Below are 20,085 nucleotides of genomic sequence, written 5' to 3' on the forward strand. Positions count from 1 at the left end.
CATCGAGTGGCTCCATCGCGTCTCAGGCAGGGTGAATCCGTCAGAATGAGGTACGAAACGGCCCCCGTCACGGTGAGACCTTTGCCGCGAACAGAAAACATGAGAGAGTCGATAGAACGGCCTTCGTTTGACCGGTTTCGGATTACAATGAGTAATGATCACAGTTCCAGCATGTCGCGGATCGAGGGCCACGCAAGCGGGCCGATTCAGCGATGTGAGAATCCGCTACGTGAGACGAGGTGACTTACCAGCAATAACCTTTCACCCCGCAAACACTTTCACAGGGGCCAAGTGCGGGGGAGACAGGACGGGACGCGGTGAAGCGGTTCCGGCTGATGTAACCGCTCGAGCGTTGCGCAGGAAAAGATGAGGTGGCGAATGTTCAGGCGAAGCTGGATCGGCGGATTGGCAATACTGGTCGGCAGTGCTGTCTTTGGATCATCAATCACCGGAGCCGAAATCCGACTCAAGAATGGGACGACTCTCCGAGGACAGTTTCTGGTGATGAGTTCGCTCGGGGGTCGTGCGGTCGGAGAGGAAGCGCTTCGCCCCAGCGAAGAGGAGTTGAAACGAGAGAAAGACCGGGGCCCGACGCCACACAACATTGGCAGAATCGATAACGGCTGGCAGCGGATCTATTTTCCCCTGCTGCAACGAGATGTTTCCAGCGGAGGACAAGCGGCAGGACTGGCTTCGCAGAACCCTGTGGCCATTCCAATGCCCCCGCCGAGAAGGTCCGATCAGGGGCTGGTGGTTTCGACGTTTGGCTCGATCGCGGATGTAACGCCATTTGATGAATACGGGCGGCGTCGGCTGAAGATCGTCACTCCTAAAAAGATGATGGATGTATTCCAGTCCATCACCGAAGTTCATCCCGATCATGTGCTGGTTGAGAGTACGAACTGCAACTGGAAGCTTGGACTTCCACTCAAAACCATCCCCATCGAAACGCTGGAACCGATGCTGAAGATGCAGGTGAAGCGAGACGATGCGGTCGCACGATTCGCGCTGGTCCGGTTCTATTCTCAGGCGGAACACTATCCCCAGGCATTCGCGGAACTGGACGCCATTGAAAAGGACCTGCCCGAGCGAAAAGAGCTGGTCGACAAATCGCGCGAAGAGTTGATGAATTACTTCGGTGACCGAATTCTCCGCCGCCTCGAACGTCGTAAACGGGCGGGTCAGTTTGAACTGGCGGACGCCTTTGCCAGAAAGCTGCTGAGCCAACCGCTGACGGGAACCGTTATGCAGAAGGTCAGACAGACCATCCAGGAGCATGAACAGGCTCGTCGTACGATCGATCAGGCCAAACTGTTACTCAGCGAATGGCAAGCGAAACTCAACGACGAAGAAACAGCGGAAAAACTTCAGCCGCTCCGATCCGAAATCAACGAACAACTCAGCATGGGAACGCTTCCCCGCCTGGATGCTTTTCTGAAGGCCGAGAACGACAAGCAATATGATCCCTCGCAGCGTCTGGGCCTGGCCTACTCAGGCTGGGTCCTGGGATCGGCAAATGCCACTCCAGACCTCTCTCAGACGCTACGGATCTGGGAAGCACGTAATATTGCGATCGACGCTCTGCGCAGTGACGACATCGGCATCCAGGCGGATAAGATTGATCAACTGAAGAAGCTCGAAAGCGTCAGCCCTCAAACAGTGCTGAAGCTGGTCGCCCAGCTTCCCCCGATTCTGGATGCCAGTGAGATCCGGCCAGGCGCGATTCATCAGGTCACCACAACGGGAATTGAAGGCCGCAGTTACGCGGTCGCTCTTCCCGCTGAATACTCACCCCTTCACACCTATCCGCTGCTGATTGTACTGCGAGCTCGTCAACGCACGATTGAACAGGCGGTTCAGGCCTGGACCGGGGACTTGCAGGATCCTGATCTGGGGAGCCAGCGGGGCTACATCGTCATTGCCCCGGACTACGCTGATGCCAATCAGGATGAGTACACGTATGGAACGCCCGCCCATCAATATGTACTGGACTGTCTCGTCGATGCCAGAAAACGATTCGCCGTCGACAGCGACCACGTCTTTCTGACAGGCCATGGCATGGGAGGCGATGCGGCGTTTGATATCGGCCTGTCCCATCCCGATGAATTCGCCGGAGTTCTGCCGATTGGAGGGAACGCCGTCAATTACTGCGTCTACAACTGGCAGAACGGCAGTCATACGGCCTGGTACGTGGTCGGAAAAGGTTACGACTCAAAAGACAACCGTGACCCCTCCAGTAACCTGGTCTTCGACAATATGTTGATCCGTGGATCTCGTTTTGATTTCATGCTCGTCGAATATCTGGGCCGAAATGGCGAAAACCTGTTTGATGAATGCAGCAAACTGTTCGACTGGATGGACACCCACGTCCGTCGACCCATGCCGAAAGAATTTGAAGTTCGCACGCTGCGAAAAGGGGATAATCGATTCTTCTGGGTGACAGCGAACGGACTGGCGCGGGACTACATACTTCCCGCTCCTCCCGGGGCCGCTCAACGGGTGATCCCCATGGAAGTCGATGCACGGATCACGCCGGGTAACACACTGATCGTCAAATCGGCAGCGGCCGGGTTCACCGTCCGACTCTCACCCGAGTTGATTGACTTCGATAAGAAAGTCGTCATGAAACTCGGGAATCAGTCGAAGAGCGAGAACATCTTTCTGAAGCCGGATGCGGGAGTCGTCATTGAAGAACTACGTCAGCGCGGTGATCGGAACCGGCTCCCACTCGCCGTGATCACACGGTAGGGTTCTGGCCCCTTACGTCGACCATTCAGGGTCGGGCGTTCGCATTTCAAATCTGGCCAACTGGCCCCGGGGATATCAGGTTGTTCCCCCCGGTCATTTTGAAATGGGGAACACCCGACCCTTTCTTTTTTGTCTTCGCCCTTTACCCCCATTCTCCACAGCCCCTCCTTTTCCTTTCCTCACTTCTGTGTCAGGTGAAAAATCTGCCGATCAAAGGCGGGATAGTTTATCCAGTTTGAAGCGCGACCGGGACGTCTCCTAAGCCAACCTTAATTTGGAGCATCTGGCGAGGCTTTGACTTCAAGCAAATGTCAAAGCTTGTCGATTATGACGGTTAAATGACTGTGCGCAACTGTGCTCAAGTGGGGCCAAGAAGTTCAGGATGATGATGCCGCAAAATTCTCCCGGGACACCGGGGGGAGCGGAGACGAGCACACTCGCGACTGGTCATCGATTGTGGCTGCGATTGAATAGTTTACATCGGCGATAAAACTACATGAATACCCACGATTCCGATTCATCAGTGAACGGTCGCGCGGATCTGCGAGCTGTCAGCAGCGGTCGCTCCTCGTTCCGGCACACCTGCAACGGGCTGGCCCTGGCCTCGGGTCTTTCGCTGCTGGCATGGCTGGTGGGTCTGCCTGCAATGCTTTCAACGCCGATGATTTCGGCTGCGACGAAACCGAAGCCAGGCGAGCCGGCCGTTGTTGCGGAGACGACTGAGAAGAAAATCAGGCTGAACTACTATTCCGCCTCGTGGGCAAAAGTCTTCCAGGACCTTGCAGCCACAGGCGACATGGAGATCATTGCCGATCAGCTTCCACGTGGTCGGTACTCACGTCTGGATCGTAACGAGTACACACGCAAAGACGCATTGCGCATCGTCAATAAGGAGATTGAACCACAGGGACTGCGGTTGATTGAAAAGGGGCAGTTCCTCATCCTGCTTGAGATCGCGACCACCCGACCGCAGTATCCTCCCGCCGTTCTTCCCGCACGCGGTTCTGACAAACATCAGGATGCGAACGTCTCGTCGGACGATTCCAAAGAAGACGTGGTCGTGAAGCAAGGGAGTTTTCGTGTCGATTCGATGACCGCTCCTCGTGAGAACACGGCGAACGAAGAAATTATCGTCCATAAGTCCATCCGCTACACCGGTCGCGACGGCAAGCCACTTCCGATGGAAGCCGAACCTGCCACTGCGACGGAAAAAGAAACCGCCGCGAAAAAGACGCCTGCCAAACGAGTCGTTCGTCAAACCGCACATGAAGAGCCGGTTGGCGAGACCGAGGACCTCGAAGAAGAGGCTCAGCCTGCTCGCAACCGGCAGCCACACCCCTTCGAATCCAAGGTTCCAACGGGACTTCAAAACGTCGGCGCACCAGCTCCCGCTGTGGTCTTCAAAACACGCCACACCAGCGCGGTGGACTTGTCGAAGCGCGTTTACCGAGCGATGAAATCGTCGGCCGAACTGATTGATTCCGGTCGCAATGGACTTCCCGCGTTTCGCGTCGCCAGCAAACCAGGAAAGGGAAGCAACGATTCATCGGCTTCCCAGAAGGATCCCGTCGAACCCGTCCACTTCATGATTTCGATTGATGAGGCCCACGACGAACTGCTCATCGATGGCAATGCCCGTAATGTGGAAGCCGTGATCAAGCTGCTCAAAGCCCTCGATCAACCGGCGGACGGAAAAACGACGACGACCATCAAGGCGAGTACTCAGTACGTTTGTGGAATCGCAGAACAGCTGCCCGCGGAGATCGAGCGAATTCGCAAGGTCAGACACACGGATGCACAATCGCGTCTCGCCCAGGCGGACGACGATTCACAGAATCCCCCCGATCCTGAATCAGACGACATGCAGATGATCCCGGTCACCCCGAACGAGGATGCGGAGGGGACGCTGACCGGCATCCTGGGGAATTTCAAAGGTCAGGTTAATATTCAGGTCATCGAAGACCTGAATGTCATTTTGATCGAAGGAAACGACAAGGATATCGCCCAGGTCGAACAGGTCATCAAGCAGATTGAGCAACTGGCGGTGGCAACCGCTCCGCGGGTTGAGCTGCTGCATTTGAAGCACGTCGACTCGGAATCTCTGGCGGAACTGCTGACCGCTGTTTACGACAAGCTGACGAAGTTCCCGGGGAAGGGGACGCAATCACGCGAAAGTGTCGCGATCATTCCCGTCACGAAACCCAACTCGTTACTGATTGTCGCTCCCGCGGCGGATCTGGAAAACATCCTCGGCCTGGCCGAAGAACTCGACCAGCCGGTCGATCCCGAAACGGAATTTCAGGTCTTCTCGCTCAAGGCTGCAATCGCGTCCGAGATCGAGGTCTTGATTACCGAATTCTACAAGGACCGAACGTCGCTCGGTGCCAAGGTGATGGTGATCGCCGACCCTCGATCCAACTCGTTGATCGTGCGGGCCCGTGCACGAGATCTGGATGAAATTCAGTCTCTGATCCGCAGACTGGATCGTGAGGGTGGCGAAGCGGTCAGCCTGGTCCGAATCTTTCCGCTGAAGAATGCGGTCGCGGCGGAACTGGCTGCGGTGATCAACTCGGCCATTCAGTCCGTGATTTCTCCACCGACCCAATCGGGTGGGGGCGGGGGTGGATTTGGACAGCAGCAGGGGTTGAGCAGTGGGCAGGTCGAAGAACAGTTCAAGAGCGTCAAGTCGGCCGTCCTGCAGTTCCTCTCTGTCGACAAGAACGGCTCACGTGAAGTGCAGTCTGGTGTGTTATCGGAAATTCGTGTCACGCCAGAAGCACACTCAAACTCGCTGATTGTCACGGCGTCCGAAAAAAGCATGGACCTCATCGAGGCCCTGATTTCGAACCTCGACCGACCGACGAACACGGTTTCCGAGATCAAGGTGTTCACGCTGGAAAATGCCGATGCCCAGCAGATGGTCCAGCAGTTAAACGCACTGTTTAACAGTCAGCAGCAGGGACTGGGTGGTAACCAGCGTCCCCAGTTGGGAATGAACCTGGCGAATGCCGACGACGCCAGCAGCAGCCTGGTACCACTCAAGTTCTCGGTCGATACGCGTACCAACAGTGTAATCGCAGTGGGAAGTGGTGATGCGCTGCGCGTGGTGGAAGCCATCATGCTGCGTCTGGATGAGAGCGACCTCCGAGCCCGTAAAAATACGGTCGTACGTTTGAACAACAGCCCTGCGGCCCAGATCGCCCAGGCGGTGACGCTGTTCTTTCAGCAGCAACGAGACCTCGCGATGGCTGATCCCAACCTGATCAGCAACGTCGAACAACTGGAACGCGAAGTCATTGTCATCCCCGACACGATCTCAAACAGCCTGCTGGTCAGTTCGACTCCGCGTTACTTCCCCGACATTCTAGCCATGATCCGCAAGCTGGACGCGGTTCCCAAGCAGGTCGTGATCCAAGCACTGATTGTCGAAGTTCAGCTCAACAATACCGACGAGTTCGGGATCGAACTCGGTCTGCAAAGCCCCGTGCTGTTTCAACGCAGTGTGCTGGATGATCCAGTCGTGCTGACAACGACCACCACGGCGGTCACCGGTTTACAGACGACGACTCAGTCCATTTTGTCACAAACAGGTTCCCCCGGCTTTAACTTCAACAACCCGGGCCTTCCGCTGGGGAATAATATCTCCTCCAGCCCCGGTGTTGTCGGCGGGCAAAGCCTCAGCAACTTCTCGCTGGGCCGTACCAACAACCAGCTCGGGTACGGTGGCCTGGTTCTTTCCGCCGGCTCGGAAGCGGTCAACGTCCTGCTACGGGCACTGGCAGCGAATCGTAAGCTGACGATCCTCAGCCGACCTCAGATTCGAGCACTCGACAGCCAGTTGGCCGAAGTGTTCGTAGGGCAGACCATCCCGACCGTGACAGCCTTTAACACGAATGCAACGACCGGCGTTCTCTCTCCGATCCTCACTCAGCGCGAAACAGGGATCGGGATGCAGGTGACGCCACGTATCAATGACGACGGCAACGTGGTCATCCAGATGTACGCCTACCGCAGCCAGCTGAGCCAGGAAATCGTCACGGTGACGACGGACTCTCGTGGTCAGGCCGTGGGCCAGCGAATCACCGACCTCAGTAACGTCCGTTCGACCGTGCTGGTTCCTTCCAACAGTACGATCGTGATCGGGGGGATGATCAGTTCCCGCGACGAATCGTTTACTCGAAAGGCCCCGCTGCTGGGGGATCTTCCTGTCGTCGGAAGCCTGTTCCGCTTTGACTCGCGAACATCGATCCGAACCGAATTGCTGATCTTCCTGACTCCGCGAATTATCAGCGGAATCGAAGAAGAAGAATGTCTCAAGGAAATCGAAATGGGACGCATTCACTTTATCGAAAGCGAAGCAGAAGAAGCTCACGGACCACTCCGGGCGATTGCTGCTCCTGAAGAGTTCCATATCGAAGAAGAGAACCTGCCATGGGTACAGCGTCCGATCATCTCGTCACCCGAGAATGTTGGCCCCACCGAAATCCCGCCCGCTCCTGGTTCACAAAGATACATGATGGTTCCAGCACGGACTCCAGAGAACTATCCGCCGCCGCCATCCGGCACGTCTCCCTCGTCGACCGTTCCCCCCGTCCCATCCGCAGGAGACAGTTCCGGCGTCCCTCCGGCTCCGGGTGTCCCTCCCGCACCGCCACTACCCGACCCCGAACTGGGAAGGTTGAACTCTTCGCGGTTGCGGGCGACGGAGGAAGATTTGTCCGAGAGCACGGTTACCAAGGCGAGCTACCAGGCTCCCGCAGCGCCGAAGAAAAAATCCTTCTTCCCGAAGCGGGCTTCCAAGCCGACCAAGTAAAGCCAACCCAATTGCGATGACAGTAAATTCGCCCGGAGTTTGAAGTTCATGACTCGCTTACCACGAATCATCTCGCGACTGGTTTGCCTTGGTGTGATGCTCGGCCAGATCGCTGGCTGTGCCACTTTCCATATCCCTTTCTCCAAGAAGATACCCAAGGCCTCGGCGTCAGACCCGGTCGTGCAGATTTTGTGTCTGTGGCAGCAGGCTGAAGGTCGCGACCCCGATGGGTACCCCTGCAAGGGCTTCTCGGGACAGATCCTGTTTCTGTCGAGTAAAGCGGCAACCCCCGTGCAGTGCGAAGGGGACGTCCGCATCTACCTGTTTGATGATCTGGGGACGCCCGAAGAACAGACCAAGCCGCTGCGGCAATTTGATTTCGATAGTGGATCCTGGAAAATCCATCTGACGGAAACGTCGCTCGGACCGACTTACAGCGTCTTCGTGCCGTATGTACGGCGCGGGGTGAAAGACGCGAACTGTGCACTTCGCGTTCGCCTGAAGCCGAGTTATGGACAGTTCGTCTTCTCGGACCTCTCCAACATGCCGCTGAATGGTAACAAGAAGCCACTTTCCGGTCCGGAAGCAAAACCCTTCTCAGAGGAGGAGACGAACACCGAGGCAGCCGCCGAACTGGCCAGTCGACTTCACCGGACGACCACGATCTCCCTGGGTGCCAATCCCAAAGTCACCGATTCGCTGGCTCTCGCGAAGAAGCCTGAATCGACGAGTGCCATTCAGTTGATGTCGCATGAAGTCCCGGCCGAGGTCCCAAAAGAATCAGCGGAATCCAAGCGGATCCGCCAGCTCGAAGCAATGGTCAAGCAGTTGATGGAACAGAAGTCAGCCCCCCCGGTGGTTCCTGCCGCCCAACCTGCAGCTCAATCTCCTGCTCAACCAGCGGCTCCACCTCAGGTGCTGGATTTATCGAGCGTCATGGAGAAAATCGAGCCCGAGAAACCAAAACCAGACCGGCTTCGGATGACAGCCCGTAACTCGCCCGCCAGAAACGACCAGGGGGAGGAACCGAAGAAGCGCACCACCCCCGCAAGACAAAAGCATCTTCTGGAAGATTGAGGGGGATGTCGGGGAATTAACCGGCCCCCTTACCGCCGGGACGACTTGTCCATGCTGGCGCCTGCGAGGCGAAATCGTGAGATACCGCACGTAGACATCTGCTCAAGGGATTACACCGGGAAATCCCCCCCGTCGTAAAGGCTGAGTGGGGGGCGAACCGACTGGTCGCGACACAAACAAGCCTTCTGCAGCATGGCGAGGGTTGGGTGGGCCGTGCTTCCTGTTGAGGGGGCCGACCGGCACGTTCGGAGGGGGACTCTTTCCGACGTTTCCCACGGGACTGCTGGATGGGCGTTCGGCGTTTGCCCTCCTGCAGGCTTCTCAGATCTTGGCGCCGCAGCGTTCCGGGACACTCGCTTGATGGTGCGGCCCGGCCCGTTTTCTGTTCGAGCCCGGTGCAGCAAGACGCGCAGTGAGCACGCCAGCGCTTCGTTTCTCCCCGTACAGAGAGGGTCCCTTTTTACTCCGTGGACTTCGTCTCGACGCTGGTCGGAGTGCAGGTGGCTGAGGGCCGTACAGGACCGACTGCGATCGCAGCGGTACTCCTCCTGGTTACCCACCGGGTGGGTCTCTTGTTTTCAGACGTCCGGTGCCCGCTTTGCTGATGGCTGGCAGGACTTTGCGACGAGAAATTCTCGCGGAGGTCTTCATCGCCGATTAAGGTGCACCCCGTACACTAGGCGGCTTGTGTAAGTGTTGACTGATCACCATTCTCGCTCAAGCGATTCGCATTTTGAGCTATTCCTGGGTGTTAGTCGAACTATGATGGAAACCGGCCGAACAACGGCATCGGTTGGCAAGCTCGATTTAGGCCGGAGCAGTGAAAGCATGCGAGTGCTTGTGGTCGAAGACGAACCGGATGTCATTCGTGCAGTGGCGATGTACCTGCGCGAGTCGGGCTATTCCGTTGATACGGCCGAAAATGGCGAAGACGGCCTCTTCAAGGCCGTCACCTGGGACTATGACGCGATTGTGCTGGATGTCATGTTGCCTCAGCGGGACGGTTGGTCTGTCCTGGCGGAACTTCGTCGCCAGGGTAAATCAACGCCGGTACTGATGCTGACGGCACGCGACGCCGTGAAAGATCGTGTTCGGGGCCTGGATACAGGTGCCGACGATTATCTGATTAAACCGTTTGAACTGTCAGAGCTCGCTGCTCGGGTCCGTGCCCTGATCCGTCGGTCGGCCGGAATGGCCCAACCGCTGATCGAGATCGGCAACGTCTCGATCGATACAACTGCGCGCACGGTCTCCGTCGACGGGAACGGGGTAGCCCTGACGGCAAAAGAGTATTGCCTGCTGGAATTCCTGGCGATCCATCGAGGCGAACTGGTGACCAGAACAAAGATCTATGACCACCTGTTCGACGAGTACGACGCGTCGCTGTCGAACCTGGTCGACGTCTATGTCTCCAACATTCGCCGCAAGGTGGGACGGGATCTGATTACGACTCGCCGCGGGATGGGTTACATCATTGAAGGCTAATCGTCCCGCCCGCGACTGATGCGTGCTCATCCAGTTTCTTATTGTTCTTATTGAAAACTCACTTGTTCCGGATTCAATCCGATCCAATCTGACTGAATTGATTCTTCGAAATCACTTCGTGCGCATTCACGAGAAGACAATGTTTAAATCACTCCGCTGGCGACTGCAGGTCTGGCACGCAATCGTGCTGTTGACCGTTTTGACCAGCTTCGGAGGAATCGTCCATAGCCTGCACTGGCAAACACGGTTGCAACAGATCGATGCCGAACTCGACCGGACCGGAGGGCTTGTGCTGTCACAGCTCAGGCGTCTGTTGCCACGCCCTTCTGGGGGTTGGCAGGGAGGACGACGTCCTCCCTCACCTGTCGATCGGCCAGCGGAACCCCGCAATGAAGGGAATTCCGGATCGCTTCCTGCAGGTGCGACCAATCCCGATCCAGCGGTGGCCGCGAACGTGGCCAAGGTGCAAGACGGAGTTCCCCCGAGCGCTACGACGCAGTCAGATTCGTCACCGCGTGGTGCCGGGACCGAACCTGCAGTATCTCCGCCCCCATCACCACGCCGCGAACGTAACTTCCCAGACCCGGGACCGCTGCCGGAAGAATTTCAGCAACTCTTCCAGGGGACCGAGGATTCGCGGCTGTACTTTGTGATCTGGGGGGGAAATGGAGATCTTCTGCAGAAATCAGAAGGCGCCCCCGATATTCCGTACCCCGATCTGCACGTCGGTAGCGATGGGTTACCCCGGTGGGCTTTCCGCACACGTCCGGGAGATCATCACCTTTACCGCGAGGTAGTCCATGCCGGCATGTGGAACATGAACCTGCTGGTGGGCCGGTCACTCAAGAACGACATCATCGCCCATCATCGAGCGGGTCTGCTGCTGGCCGTAGCGGGTCTCGTGATCCTGGCAGGTGGGGTCCTGGGGGGTGGATGGCTTTCGGCCCGGGCCATCCTGCCCATTTCCGCGATGACAGCGACAGCGGAATCGATCTCGGCCCAGAATCTGTCTCAGCGGATCGACGTCCAGGAAACGGACAGCGAACTGGGGCAACTGGCAAGCGTGCTGAACCGGACGTTCGATCGACTGCAGGCGGCCTTCGAACGGCAGAGCCAGTTCACCGCTGACGCATCGCATGAATTGAGAACTCCCCTGTCGGTCATCTCGGCGCATACCGAACTGGCGTTATGCCGGCCTCGCTCCAGCGAGGACTACCGGACGGCACTCGAAACCTGCCGGCGAGCCGCCCAGCGGATGAGGTCGCTGATCGACTCGCTGCTGCTCCTGGCGCGGTTCGATTCAGGGACTCCGTCGATCAAACTCGAGCGAATCGATCTGGATCCGCTGCTGCGTGACTGCGTGGAAATGGTCGAAACGCTCGCGATGGAACGCAACATTCATATCGAATGCCTGTCGACCTCGTGCTTCGTTCGTGGCGATCTGGATCGACTGTCACAGGTCTTTACAAATCTGCTGACCAATGCGATCCGCTACAACGTCGAAGGAGGCTGCGTGCGACTGACGACACGCAGCGAACAGGAATGGGAAGTGATCTCGGTCATCGATTCCGGGGTTGGTATTGCCGGGGATCAGTTGTCGAAGATTTTCGATCGTTTCTATCAGGTCGATAAAGCGCGATCGCGGGCCGAAGGAAGCAGTGGTCTGGGTTTGTCGATCTGTAAGACGATCGTCGACGCACACGGGGGAACGATCAGGGCCATCAGCCAGGTCGGGGCGGGTACGACAATCGAGGTGCGATTACCCCGTATCCTCGAGCCTGCTGCCCTTTCCCGAACGGCCAACCACGAATGCGAAGAGGCCTTGGTAACAAAGTAAATCTGATGAATCTGGGTGGGGGATTCCTGCAAGCCTTGTCTGCCGTCCATGTTCCGTTCGGCCTTGCGGGAATCAGATTGAACCAGCGAAGGAAGACGACAATGAGAACGAATCGATGGATGTTATGTCTGGTGGCCTGCCTCGCATTTGCAACGGCGGCCCAGGCTCAGGGTCCGGGCGGTGGACGACGTGGTGGAGGCTTCGGAGCGGGCTTTGGCGGCGGCGGTCCGTTTGGTGGGGGTGGCGGACTTTTCATGCTGGTGAACAACGAGGAAGTCCAGAAGGACCTGAACCTCAACTCCGAAACCACCGCGAAGCTGAAAACAGTGGGTGAGGAATACGGCGCCGCGATGCGGGAATCATTCTCGTCGGGCGGTCCTCCTCCCAACTTCCGTGAAATGTCAGAAGAAGATCGCAACAAGGCATTTGCCAAGATGGCCGAAGCCGGCAAGGCCGTTAGTGAGAAGTACGTTCCCAAACTGAAAGAAGCGCTGACGGCGGATCAGTACACTCGCCTCCAGCAAATCAACTGGCAGGTCATGGGTACCGGTGCTCTGGCTGATCCCGAAGTCGTCAAGGCCCTGGCGCTCACCAAGGACGAAACCGACAAGATCGCTCAACTGAACCGGGAGTATGGCGAAAAGTTCCGTGAAGTCTTTTCACAGGGTCCTGGTGGCGGTGGTGCTGAAGGTCGCGAAAAATTCACTGAACTGACAAAGGAACGAGACGCCAAGATTCTCGGCGTCCTGACCAAAACCCAGCAGGAAGAGTTCGCGAAACTGAAGGGCAAAGAATTTGACGTTTCAGCCCTGCGCCGCGGCTTCGGTGGCCCCGGTGGCCGTGGACCTGGCGGTCGCGGTCCAGGTGGACCTGGTGGCCCAGGCGGCGGACGTGCAAAACGACCTCAGCCCAAGGCCGAGTAAGTCTCCGTCGACGCGGACTGCGGCTCTTGAGGGACAGCACCTGCGTCCAGCAGGAATCCCACAGGCTGCCGGGGGGGGGCTCTCCAATCCCCCCTAATGGTGTCTTCTTTCCCCTCGCTCCTCATCTCGAGAGCGAGGGGTTTTTCGTTGATGAGGTCAGACCCGATCGACGTCACCGAGTCGGTTCGTCAGGTGACGGTTTCGGTCGCTCAGATCCTCCGAATGGCTGCATCCATTTTTTAAAGTGGCTCTCCGGCCGACAAGGATTTCCAGGCAACGGTCCCGTCGCGTTCTTCCTACAGCATCACTCTTTCAGTTGCCCGGCGTCGGCGGACACCCGGCCCATCTCCGCCAGTCCCCTGAGTGCCCTGATTCCAACCGGGGGCTGCTGCTGCCAGGGAACGAGCACCACACGTTCGCTATGGCGTGTGATGACTTCATTCACAAAGGTCGTCTCATGTGCCCGCCGACGACTCAAAACCGGGTCTGTGACAGTGAGGGGCAGCAGGCTTTGATTGATGACCCAGGCGAAGGGCTCGATCTGGGCGCGTTGCAGATCGTGCTGGAGTTGTGCCGCTTCATGCACGGGCGTGGCTTCGGGAAGAGTCACGATCAAGACTCGCGTGAAAGCGGGATCTCTCAAGCGGGGCAAAAGCTGCTGGACCGCTTCTGGCATTTGATCGGCCTGTCGCAGCACCTCGCGGTGGTAAGCAAGGGCCGCATCCAGCAACAAGACAGTGTGACCGGTCGGAGCCGTGTCCAGAACGACGAATCGGTCGGTTCCTTCTGCCACCGCTGCGGCGAAAGCACGGAAGACAGCGATTTCTTCTGTACAGGGTGACCGCAGATCCTCGGCAAGAAGTTCTTTCCCTCGTTCATCCAGACTGGAACCGGCGGTCTGCATCACCTCGTCTTGATAACGCGCAGTCTCCGCAGTGGGATCGACCCGGCCGACAGTCAAGTTTTCAAGCGATTCGCTGGCCAGCGTCGCAGCAATGTGGGCTGCGGGATCGGTCGTCGTCAAGTGGACCCGCAGCCCCCGCTCTGCAAGACTGACGGCAATCGCCGCCGCAATCGTCGTTTTTCCGACGCCCCCTTTTCCCATGGTGAGAATGACGCCATGTCCCGCGTCTGCCAGGCTCGCTGTCAGGGCACCCAGTCCGACCGGCACCTCCTTCGCCAGAGCAGGGGGTGCGTCGAGTCGCTCGTCTCCCGGATGACTGGTTCCAAAGCGGCGGAGCGCCTCAACACCCAGTACCCCTTGCGATCCCAGCGGCACGACCGTCTGAGGTAGCTGGCGCAGGACCGCAGGCATTTCCTCCATCGCGGACTCACCCCGCCGCTGCAACGCAAGAGCGAGTTGATCCGAGGAATCTGAAGCCTGGAACAGCCCGTTAACCAGCAGTCGCTGGTTCCTGACACCGAGGGCAGCCAGTTCCCCACTCGTGCGGGCCGCTTCCTTCAGCGCAGCTTGCTCCGGTCGAGTCACCAGTACGATTGTCGTCGTGGTCGAGTCACCCAGTGCGTCGACCGTGTCGCGGTAAAGTTGCTGCTGTGCTTGGAGCCCCGCCAGGGGACCGATGCATGACGTTCCCGTCGTGCTCGAATCCATGAAACCAGACCATGCGGAGGGAAGCGTCAGCAATCGCAACGTATGACCCGTCGGGGCCGTATCAAAAATGACGTGATCAAACTCCGCCGTCATGCGGGAATCACCTAACAGGCGAGCGAACTCGTCGAAGGCGGCAATCTCCACCGTGCATGATCCCGAGAACTGCTCTTCCATGCTCGTAATTGCAGCCGCGGGAAGCAGATTTCGATAGGGCCCCACCATCCGCTCACGATATTCGGCAGCGGACTGCTGTGGGTCGAGGTTCATCGCAGACAACCCCGGCACTTCCGGCACGGGAGTGGGACGCGGATGAAGGGACACGCCCAGCACATCATCGAGATTGGAGGCCGGGTCTGTGGAAACGAGCAGGACGCGTTTCCCTGTATCGGCCAGTCGTACCGCCGCAGCACATGCCGAGGTGGTCTTGCCAACTCCTCCTTTTCCGGTGAAGAATAAGATGCGGGTCGGCGCTTGGAGAAATGTCATGCTCGTTGACTTCCTTAACAGCACTTCGAATCCGTATCACCACAACTCAGAACGTTCAATGGGTTGGCCGACTTCGGTTCCGAACAGCAGGAACTCGCAGACGAGGCCGCTGCACCGCCACAGCAACTGCCTGACTGGGTTACCGGCACAGCGGAATCAGTCCAGCCTGCCAGCACGAGGCGATCGGGGAAGGTGGCGCGACTGACGATCTGTCCGTCAATCAGGATCAGAGGTAAGCTTTCGGTCCCTTCTGTCGACAAAACCTGATGGACAGATGGGTTATCAATGAAAGCCTGGGGTTGCTGCCCCAGATTGAATCGCTCGACCTGATGTCCCTGCGATTTCAGCCAATCCAGATCCGCTGCAAATCGAGCGAGTGCCGGGTCCACTTGAGGGCCGCAGACACCTGTCGAACAGCACATCGGCTTGTCGTAAACCTGAATGACCTTCATGATGTTCTTTCTGTTGGATGTTTCTGTCAGGAAAAAGAAGACTCGACATCAGGTCCCGCTTTTCACAGGGAACGAGCGGGAAGGCCCCGTCCCTCGGCAGGCCATGTTCCTCGGCAGGCCATGTTCCTCTGACCGGCAGGTCGTGCGGGGGGAAATCAAAGGTTCCCGACCAGGGACTTCAGCTCCTCCAGCTTTGCGGGATTGATACAGTAGCAAACCTTCGGGCCATCCACTTCGCCCTCAATCAGTCCCGAGGCTTTGAGAATTTTCAAATGCTGCGACACAGTGGATTGTGCGAGGGGAAGCTGATCGACGATCTCGCCACAGACACACGACTTGCGACTGGCCAGCAATCGCACAATCCGGACCCGTGCCGGATGAGCGATCGCCCAGGCAAGGCCCGCAAGCTGCGACGCCGATGCGTCCTCCGGCAAGGGTACGTCGCCAGTTTCACAAGTCCGCTGGAGATCTCGACCCGTCATACCTCGCTCCTAAATCGTAAATCGACGTTTAACGATAGGCATGATGGTGGTTGAAGTCAATTCGAGGCAGCCGAGGAGCTGGTGGAGGTGGGATTCCCTGGCTCCGATATCCGCCTGGGAGCAGCGGCCGGAATTATCCCGAGAGGGACTTTGAAGAGTGGCGATGACCTTCCATCCGATCGCCTGATCGTGAGCCGGATGGGACACGGACATCAGAACGGCCATCTTCCGTCCGGGGGGGGCGCGCATCCCGGGCGACACCGATTGCCCCCGCCACGGTATTGAGTGCCCCGGGCTGAGTAGCCCGGGCTGAGTAGCCCGGTGGCGAATCTCCTGGTGCGATTTCGACCGGGAGATTTGCGAGGCCACAACTTGCCAGTGGCGATGCCGTATACGCGGGGTCCGTGACCAAAGTCGGTTCGAACCATTCCTCTCCGCGTTCAACGGTCGTGAACCAGGTCCGTCATGAACGGGAGTTTCGTTTTGTTTCACTGCACGGATGTGTGAAGCGTCGCTCACTACACCCTGACATTCGTGGGGAAGTGTCACCACTTGCCGTTCAAAGCGACCTGCTGCGGAAGAGACGGTGTCAATCGTCCGATGAGTCACCGCCAACTCTTCCAAGAGATCCGTTACGAGACCCGTGGCCGGTCGGTGTGCGGTCTCGAGTTGGGTTGTCTCGAGTTGTAGAGCGATCGACCTTTAGTTGCGGCTTCCTCTGCGAGCCTCGAATGAGGTTTCAAAATTCCGCTGAGGCCGCGACATGTCTGCTGTGGCGACAGGCCCTTTTCGCGTCGTCGCACGCTGCGATGCCGTATTCGAAGCGACAGCGTTTGTCCTTCGAATGGGGGCCTTGGTCTTCGACTTGTTGCTGGCGGCAACAGCCGTCGGACGGGGGTTGCTGGTCGATTCGTGCAGCAGGTCGTCAACGAAGCGGGTGCTGGCCTGATTGACGATGACGACCCGACTGGCGACTCCCGGCTGCTTGGGACGAATGATGCATACGATTTCGGCGTCGACATAGTCACCCGCTGCGCCCGGTAACGAGGAACCGGGAGCAGAATCGCGCAGTGCCTCGGCGAGCATCTCGCCGGCAACATCCCCCTCGTGCTCGGCCCCTTCCGACTCAATCTCCTCAGGGCTTCCCAGGAGCGGCTCTTCGTCTTCCGGAACGACGGCAGCGATCTCTTCCTGTGCCTCTGCTTCTTTGGCCATGCCTTTCGGTACCAGATGCCCCAGCTTCGCCTTTGCCAGCATCTGGGCAACCGGTTTCATCCCGGCATAGATGCCTCGTTTGTAATTCGCATCGGCGAAGATACAGATTCCGACTTGCTCGCGTCCCAGAAACAAGCCTCCCCCCGAGCGACCCTGTTCTGGTATCCCGGTGCATTCAATGTTGTCAGGACCCACCACACTATTGATCCCGGTCACCACGTGCTCTTCCAGCGAGGGGAGCTTTCCACCGCCACAGCCGATGCTGAAGACACGGTCTTCGACCTGGGGAACACCGGGCCCAAACCCGAGCTTGACCACGGGCAGACGATTGTCGCAGGGAATCGACAGCAGACCGACATCCGCGTCGAGGTCATAATCTATGATTTCTGCCACGGCGACCTGCGGCTTGGTGTTGGGCTCGGGGAACAGGTCAACTTCGATGACCGCCTTCTTTCCCAGGTTCCGCAGAATGTGACCGCAGCTAAGAATGATCGCCCGGCCGGGCTTGCTCTCAATCACCGTCCCTGAGCCGTAGTGGATGTGCGACCCGTCCAGGACCCGAATCCGCGTACTGGCAGCAAACGCTTCACGGGAAATCTGATCCATTTTCGGCGAGGCGTCGGCGTTCTGGAGTCGAAAGGTTTCGGGCTCATCTGCAGGAGCTTTCTTAGGGCCCTTGGACTTAGAGAACAGGGGAGCAATCTTTGGAAACAGCTTCTTGTCGTCACCTGAACGGGATTCCCCCTTCGTTTCGGGCAATGCCTGGCCCTTCCGGGAGGGGGGAAGGCTGGCCATGGCGTCATCGCCATTCTGCTTGGGCAACATCATGAGCATGCTTTTCAGCTTTTTCTCATCAGTCATCCCATTGATACGGCTGATCTCGCGGCCGTTGGCAATCAGCACGAAGCAGGGGATGCTCTCGATGTGGTATTTCTCTGCGAGTCCCTTCTCCACATCGATATCCACCTGACGGATGGAGTAACCCTGACGTTCAAGCTTGGAAACGATGGGACTCATCTGCTGACACGGGCCACACCACTTGGCCGAGAAGTCCAGGAGAATATTGTTGGGGTCTGCGGCCTGAGCAGAGATGCTGGTCGCCGTAATCCAACTGCACGCGACCACCACCAGGAGAGTTGCAACGAGCATTGTCCAGAGCGAAGCGGTCGCACGACCGCGCAGAGAAACTCGATGCTGCATGTATTCGGCCTCCGTGCCTTTTGTAAATCTGCCAATTTCTGCCGCCAGCCGACGGACATTCTTACAAAGGGACGAGCTGAGCCATCCATGGCAGCAGAATTCTCCCTTTGTCGAGTTGATTCGATCTGATTTGGCCGGAAAGGTACGAGGCAAAATGGTGTCTTGTACCCAGGTCAGATGAGAACGTTTTACAACTGAGACTGGTCAAACGGGGATTACGCACGAGGCGTGCCAAGACCGGAAAAAACTGCCTCTGGACACAAAAAATGGTTGCTGATACGTTCCCGCCCACACGAATTTGAAATCTCCCCTCAAGTTCTTTGGTCGCGGACTTTGTTACTACGATCGGTGTCGTAGATACGACGGGCTGCGACGATACCGCGATCAGGTCTGTCACCTCTCATTTCAAGTCGATACGTGCAATCCAGTCAGAATGGAGTCTGTCGTGCCTACCCAATTCCCACTTCGAATCCTGTTCCTTTCTGTCCTCACACTGGTTCCTCTTTCGTCCCTGCTCGCGATTGAAAACGATCCCGCAAAAGAGTACCGCTTGACGGAAAAACACGGCCCGTGGATGGTGATGGTTGCCACGTTCCGCGATGTTTATGACGCAGACCGTAAGAAGGAAGGGCTGACCGCCGAAGAGGCTGCCAGCAAACTGGTTCACGAACTTCGCGACAAGGGGATCCCCGCCTATTCGTTCTCGCGCGATGCCAAGAAAGAGACAATTGAAACACATGACCGCCTGGGGAATCCCGATAAGCGAGTCTTTGCCGCTCAGCGAGACATGATCTGCGTTCTGGCGGGTAATTATGAAAAAGTCGATGATCAGCCGGCTCAAAAGACCTTGGCTTACATCAAGAAATTCAAACCCAAATTCATGTCAGACCCCAAATCAGGCGCGGTCGTCCGAATCTCGGATGGAACAAAAGGTCCCTTTGCTTCGGCATTTCTCACCATCAACCCACTTCGCCAGGCCGGTGACGTGGTCCGTCAGAAACCCGATAGCATGGCCAAGTACCTGAATTCAGGGATCGACTATGCCCTGGTGAACGTCCCCCGCAAGTACACACTCAAAGTCGCCACCTTCACCGGCAAATCCGCCATTCCTCTGGGTAACAGCAAGTTCACAGGGCAGGAAGCCAGCTTCGATAAGATGATTGGAGAGTCGGGCCCTTACAATCTTGTCCGTGCAGGGGAAGACGCCGCCCAACTCACCTACGCCTTGCGACAAAGTAACGATGCCATTCGTGAATGCCTGAAGGGGGAACGTTTCGAGTCTTATGTCTATCACGACAAGTTTCAGTCGATCGTGACGATCGGCGGCTTCGACTCGCCCAACGATCCTGAAATTCGCCGCCTCGCCGAAATGTTTCACGCCACCTATGAAGGAACAGCCCCGGGCGAATATGAACTGAAGTGCAAGTCGCTGAGCCTTCTGAACCCCAACAGTCGCCCGAACGCAAAACTGCCCCCTCTGCAAACGTGGGTCTTCGATCCGATTCCCGAACTCATGGAAATCCCCCGGATCAAGTAGTCATCGCAAGACAATCACGCTGCTCGGTCGCCAGGTCCGAATACGTTCGGGCCAGGCTCTCGGCGAACCCCGATTGCCCCGTCATCACAGCGACCGGGACGGCGTCAGCCGCAAAACGTTTCCTCCAGGTGAACAACCTCGGACGACTTGGTTCTGGTGGTCCAGGCGAGAAAGGGATCACCCGATTCAGCACGGGCCATTTGAAGGGGAATCCGAGC

The 20,085-nt window shown here is 57.6% G+C and carries 11 protein-coding genes; 7 read left to right on the plus strand and 4 right to left on the minus strand.

The window, feature by feature from the left end:
* Positions 1-378 precede the first annotated feature (378 nt).
* The 6 genes from ACGY09_RS13525 (at position 379) to ACGY09_RS13550 (ending at position 12,883) form a co-directional block, all read left to right on the plus strand.
* Entirely contained in the window at positions 379-2,748 is a 2,370-nt protein-coding gene (locus ACGY09_RS13525) for a hypothetical protein (protein ID WP_397568133.1), read from the plus strand.
* Positions 2,749-3,244: 496 nt separating this feature from the next.
* Positions 3,245-7,561, plus strand: coding sequence for a secretin N-terminal domain-containing protein (locus ACGY09_RS13530; RefSeq protein ID WP_397568134.1), 4,317 nt, complete (start codon positions 3,245-3,247; stop codon positions 7,559-7,561).
* Positions 7,562-7,609: 48 nt separating this feature from the next.
* Entirely contained in the window at positions 7,610-8,638 is a 1,029-nt protein-coding gene (locus ACGY09_RS13535) for a hypothetical protein (RefSeq protein ID WP_397568135.1), read from the plus strand.
* An 828-nt stretch (positions 8,639-9,466) separates the two neighbouring features.
* Entirely contained in the window at positions 9,467-10,123 is a 657-nt protein-coding gene (locus tag ACGY09_RS13540; RefSeq protein ID WP_373649712.1) for a response regulator transcription factor, read from the plus strand.
* A gap of 139 nt (positions 10,124-10,262) precedes the next feature.
* Complete coding sequence (locus ACGY09_RS13545) at positions 10,263-11,960, plus strand: ATP-binding protein (RefSeq protein ID WP_397568136.1); 1,698 nt, start codon at positions 10,263-10,265, stop codon at positions 11,958-11,960.
* A 101-nt stretch (positions 11,961-12,061) separates the two neighbouring features.
* Positions 12,062-12,883 carry a hypothetical protein gene (locus ACGY09_RS13550; RefSeq protein ID WP_397568137.1) on the plus strand — a complete coding sequence of 274 codons (822 nt, stop codon included), beginning with the start codon at positions 12,062-12,064 and terminating at the stop codon, positions 12,881-12,883.
* Between the two features lie 304 nt (positions 12,884-13,187).
* Here the strand turns inward: ACGY09_RS13550 and arsA are convergent, their stop codons facing one another.
* From arsA to ACGY09_RS13570, 4 genes are all read right to left on the minus strand, one after another.
* Entirely contained in the window at positions 13,188-14,981 is a 1,794-nt protein-coding gene (gene arsA / locus ACGY09_RS13555) for an arsenical pump-driving ATPase (protein ID WP_397568138.1), read from the minus strand.
* A 14-nt stretch (positions 14,982-14,995) separates the two neighbouring features.
* Complete coding sequence (arsD, locus tag ACGY09_RS13560) at positions 14,996-15,433, minus strand: arsenite efflux transporter metallochaperone ArsD (RefSeq protein ID WP_397568139.1); 438 nt, start codon at positions 15,431-15,433, stop codon at positions 14,996-14,998.
* A gap of 155 nt (positions 15,434-15,588) precedes the next feature.
* Positions 15,589-15,915 carry an ArsR/SmtB family transcription factor gene (locus ACGY09_RS13565; protein WP_373649707.1) on the minus strand — a complete coding sequence of 109 codons (327 nt, stop codon included), beginning with the start codon at positions 15,913-15,915 and terminating at the stop codon, positions 15,589-15,591.
* A 702-nt stretch (positions 15,916-16,617) separates the two neighbouring features.
* Positions 16,618-18,330, minus strand: a complete 1,713-nt coding sequence (locus ACGY09_RS13570; RefSeq protein WP_397568140.1) for a thioredoxin family protein — start codon at positions 18,328-18,330, stop codon at positions 16,618-16,620.
* A gap of 445 nt (positions 18,331-18,775) precedes the next feature.
* Here ACGY09_RS13570 and ACGY09_RS13575 point away from each other — a divergent pair, with 445 nt between their 5' ends.
* On the plus strand, positions 18,776-19,867 hold the full coding sequence (locus ACGY09_RS13575) for a hypothetical protein (protein WP_397568141.1): 1,092 nt from the start codon (positions 18,776-18,778) through the stop codon (positions 19,865-19,867).
* The last annotated feature ends 218 nt before the right edge of the window (positions 19,868-20,085 follow it).

The organism is Schlesneria sphaerica (assembly GCF_044336245.1).
GTDB lineage: Bacteria > Planctomycetota > Planctomycetia > Planctomycetales > Planctomycetaceae > Schlesneria > Schlesneria sphaerica.

Excerpts from the sequence above, each read along its gene's own strand:
- ACGY09_RS13525 (WP_397568133.1), top strand. The coding sequence starts at position 379 with ATGTTCAGGCGAAGCTGGATCGGCGGATTGGCAATACTGGTCGGCAGT.
- ACGY09_RS13530 (WP_397568134.1), top strand. The coding sequence starts at position 3,245 with ATGAATACCCACGATTCCGATTCATCAGTGAACGGTCGCGCGGATCTG.
- ACGY09_RS13535 (WP_397568135.1), top strand. The coding sequence starts at position 7,610 with ATGACTCGCTTACCACGAATCATCTCGCGACTGGTTTGCCTTGGTGTG.
- ACGY09_RS13540 (WP_373649712.1), top strand. The coding sequence starts at position 9,467 with ATGCGAGTGCTTGTGGTCGAAGACGAACCGGATGTCATTCGTGCAGTG.
- ACGY09_RS13545 (WP_397568136.1), top strand. The coding sequence starts at position 10,263 with ATGTTTAAATCACTCCGCTGGCGACTGCAGGTCTGGCACGCAATCGTG.
- ACGY09_RS13550 (WP_397568137.1), top strand. The coding sequence starts at position 12,062 with ATGAGAACGAATCGATGGATGTTATGTCTGGTGGCCTGCCTCGCATTT.
- arsA (WP_397568138.1), bottom strand. The coding sequence starts at position 14,981 with ATGACATTTCTCCAAGCGCCGACCCGCATCTTATTCTTCACCGGAAAA.
- arsD (WP_397568139.1), bottom strand. The coding sequence starts at position 15,433 with ATGAAGGTCATTCAGGTTTACGACAAGCCGATGTGCTGTTCGACAGGT.
- ACGY09_RS13565 (WP_373649707.1), bottom strand. The coding sequence starts at position 15,915 with ATGACGGGTCGAGATCTCCAGCGGACTTGTGAAACTGGCGACGTACCC.
- ACGY09_RS13570 (WP_397568140.1), bottom strand. The coding sequence starts at position 18,330 with ATGCAGCATCGAGTTTCTCTGCGCGGTCGTGCGACCGCTTCGCTCTGG.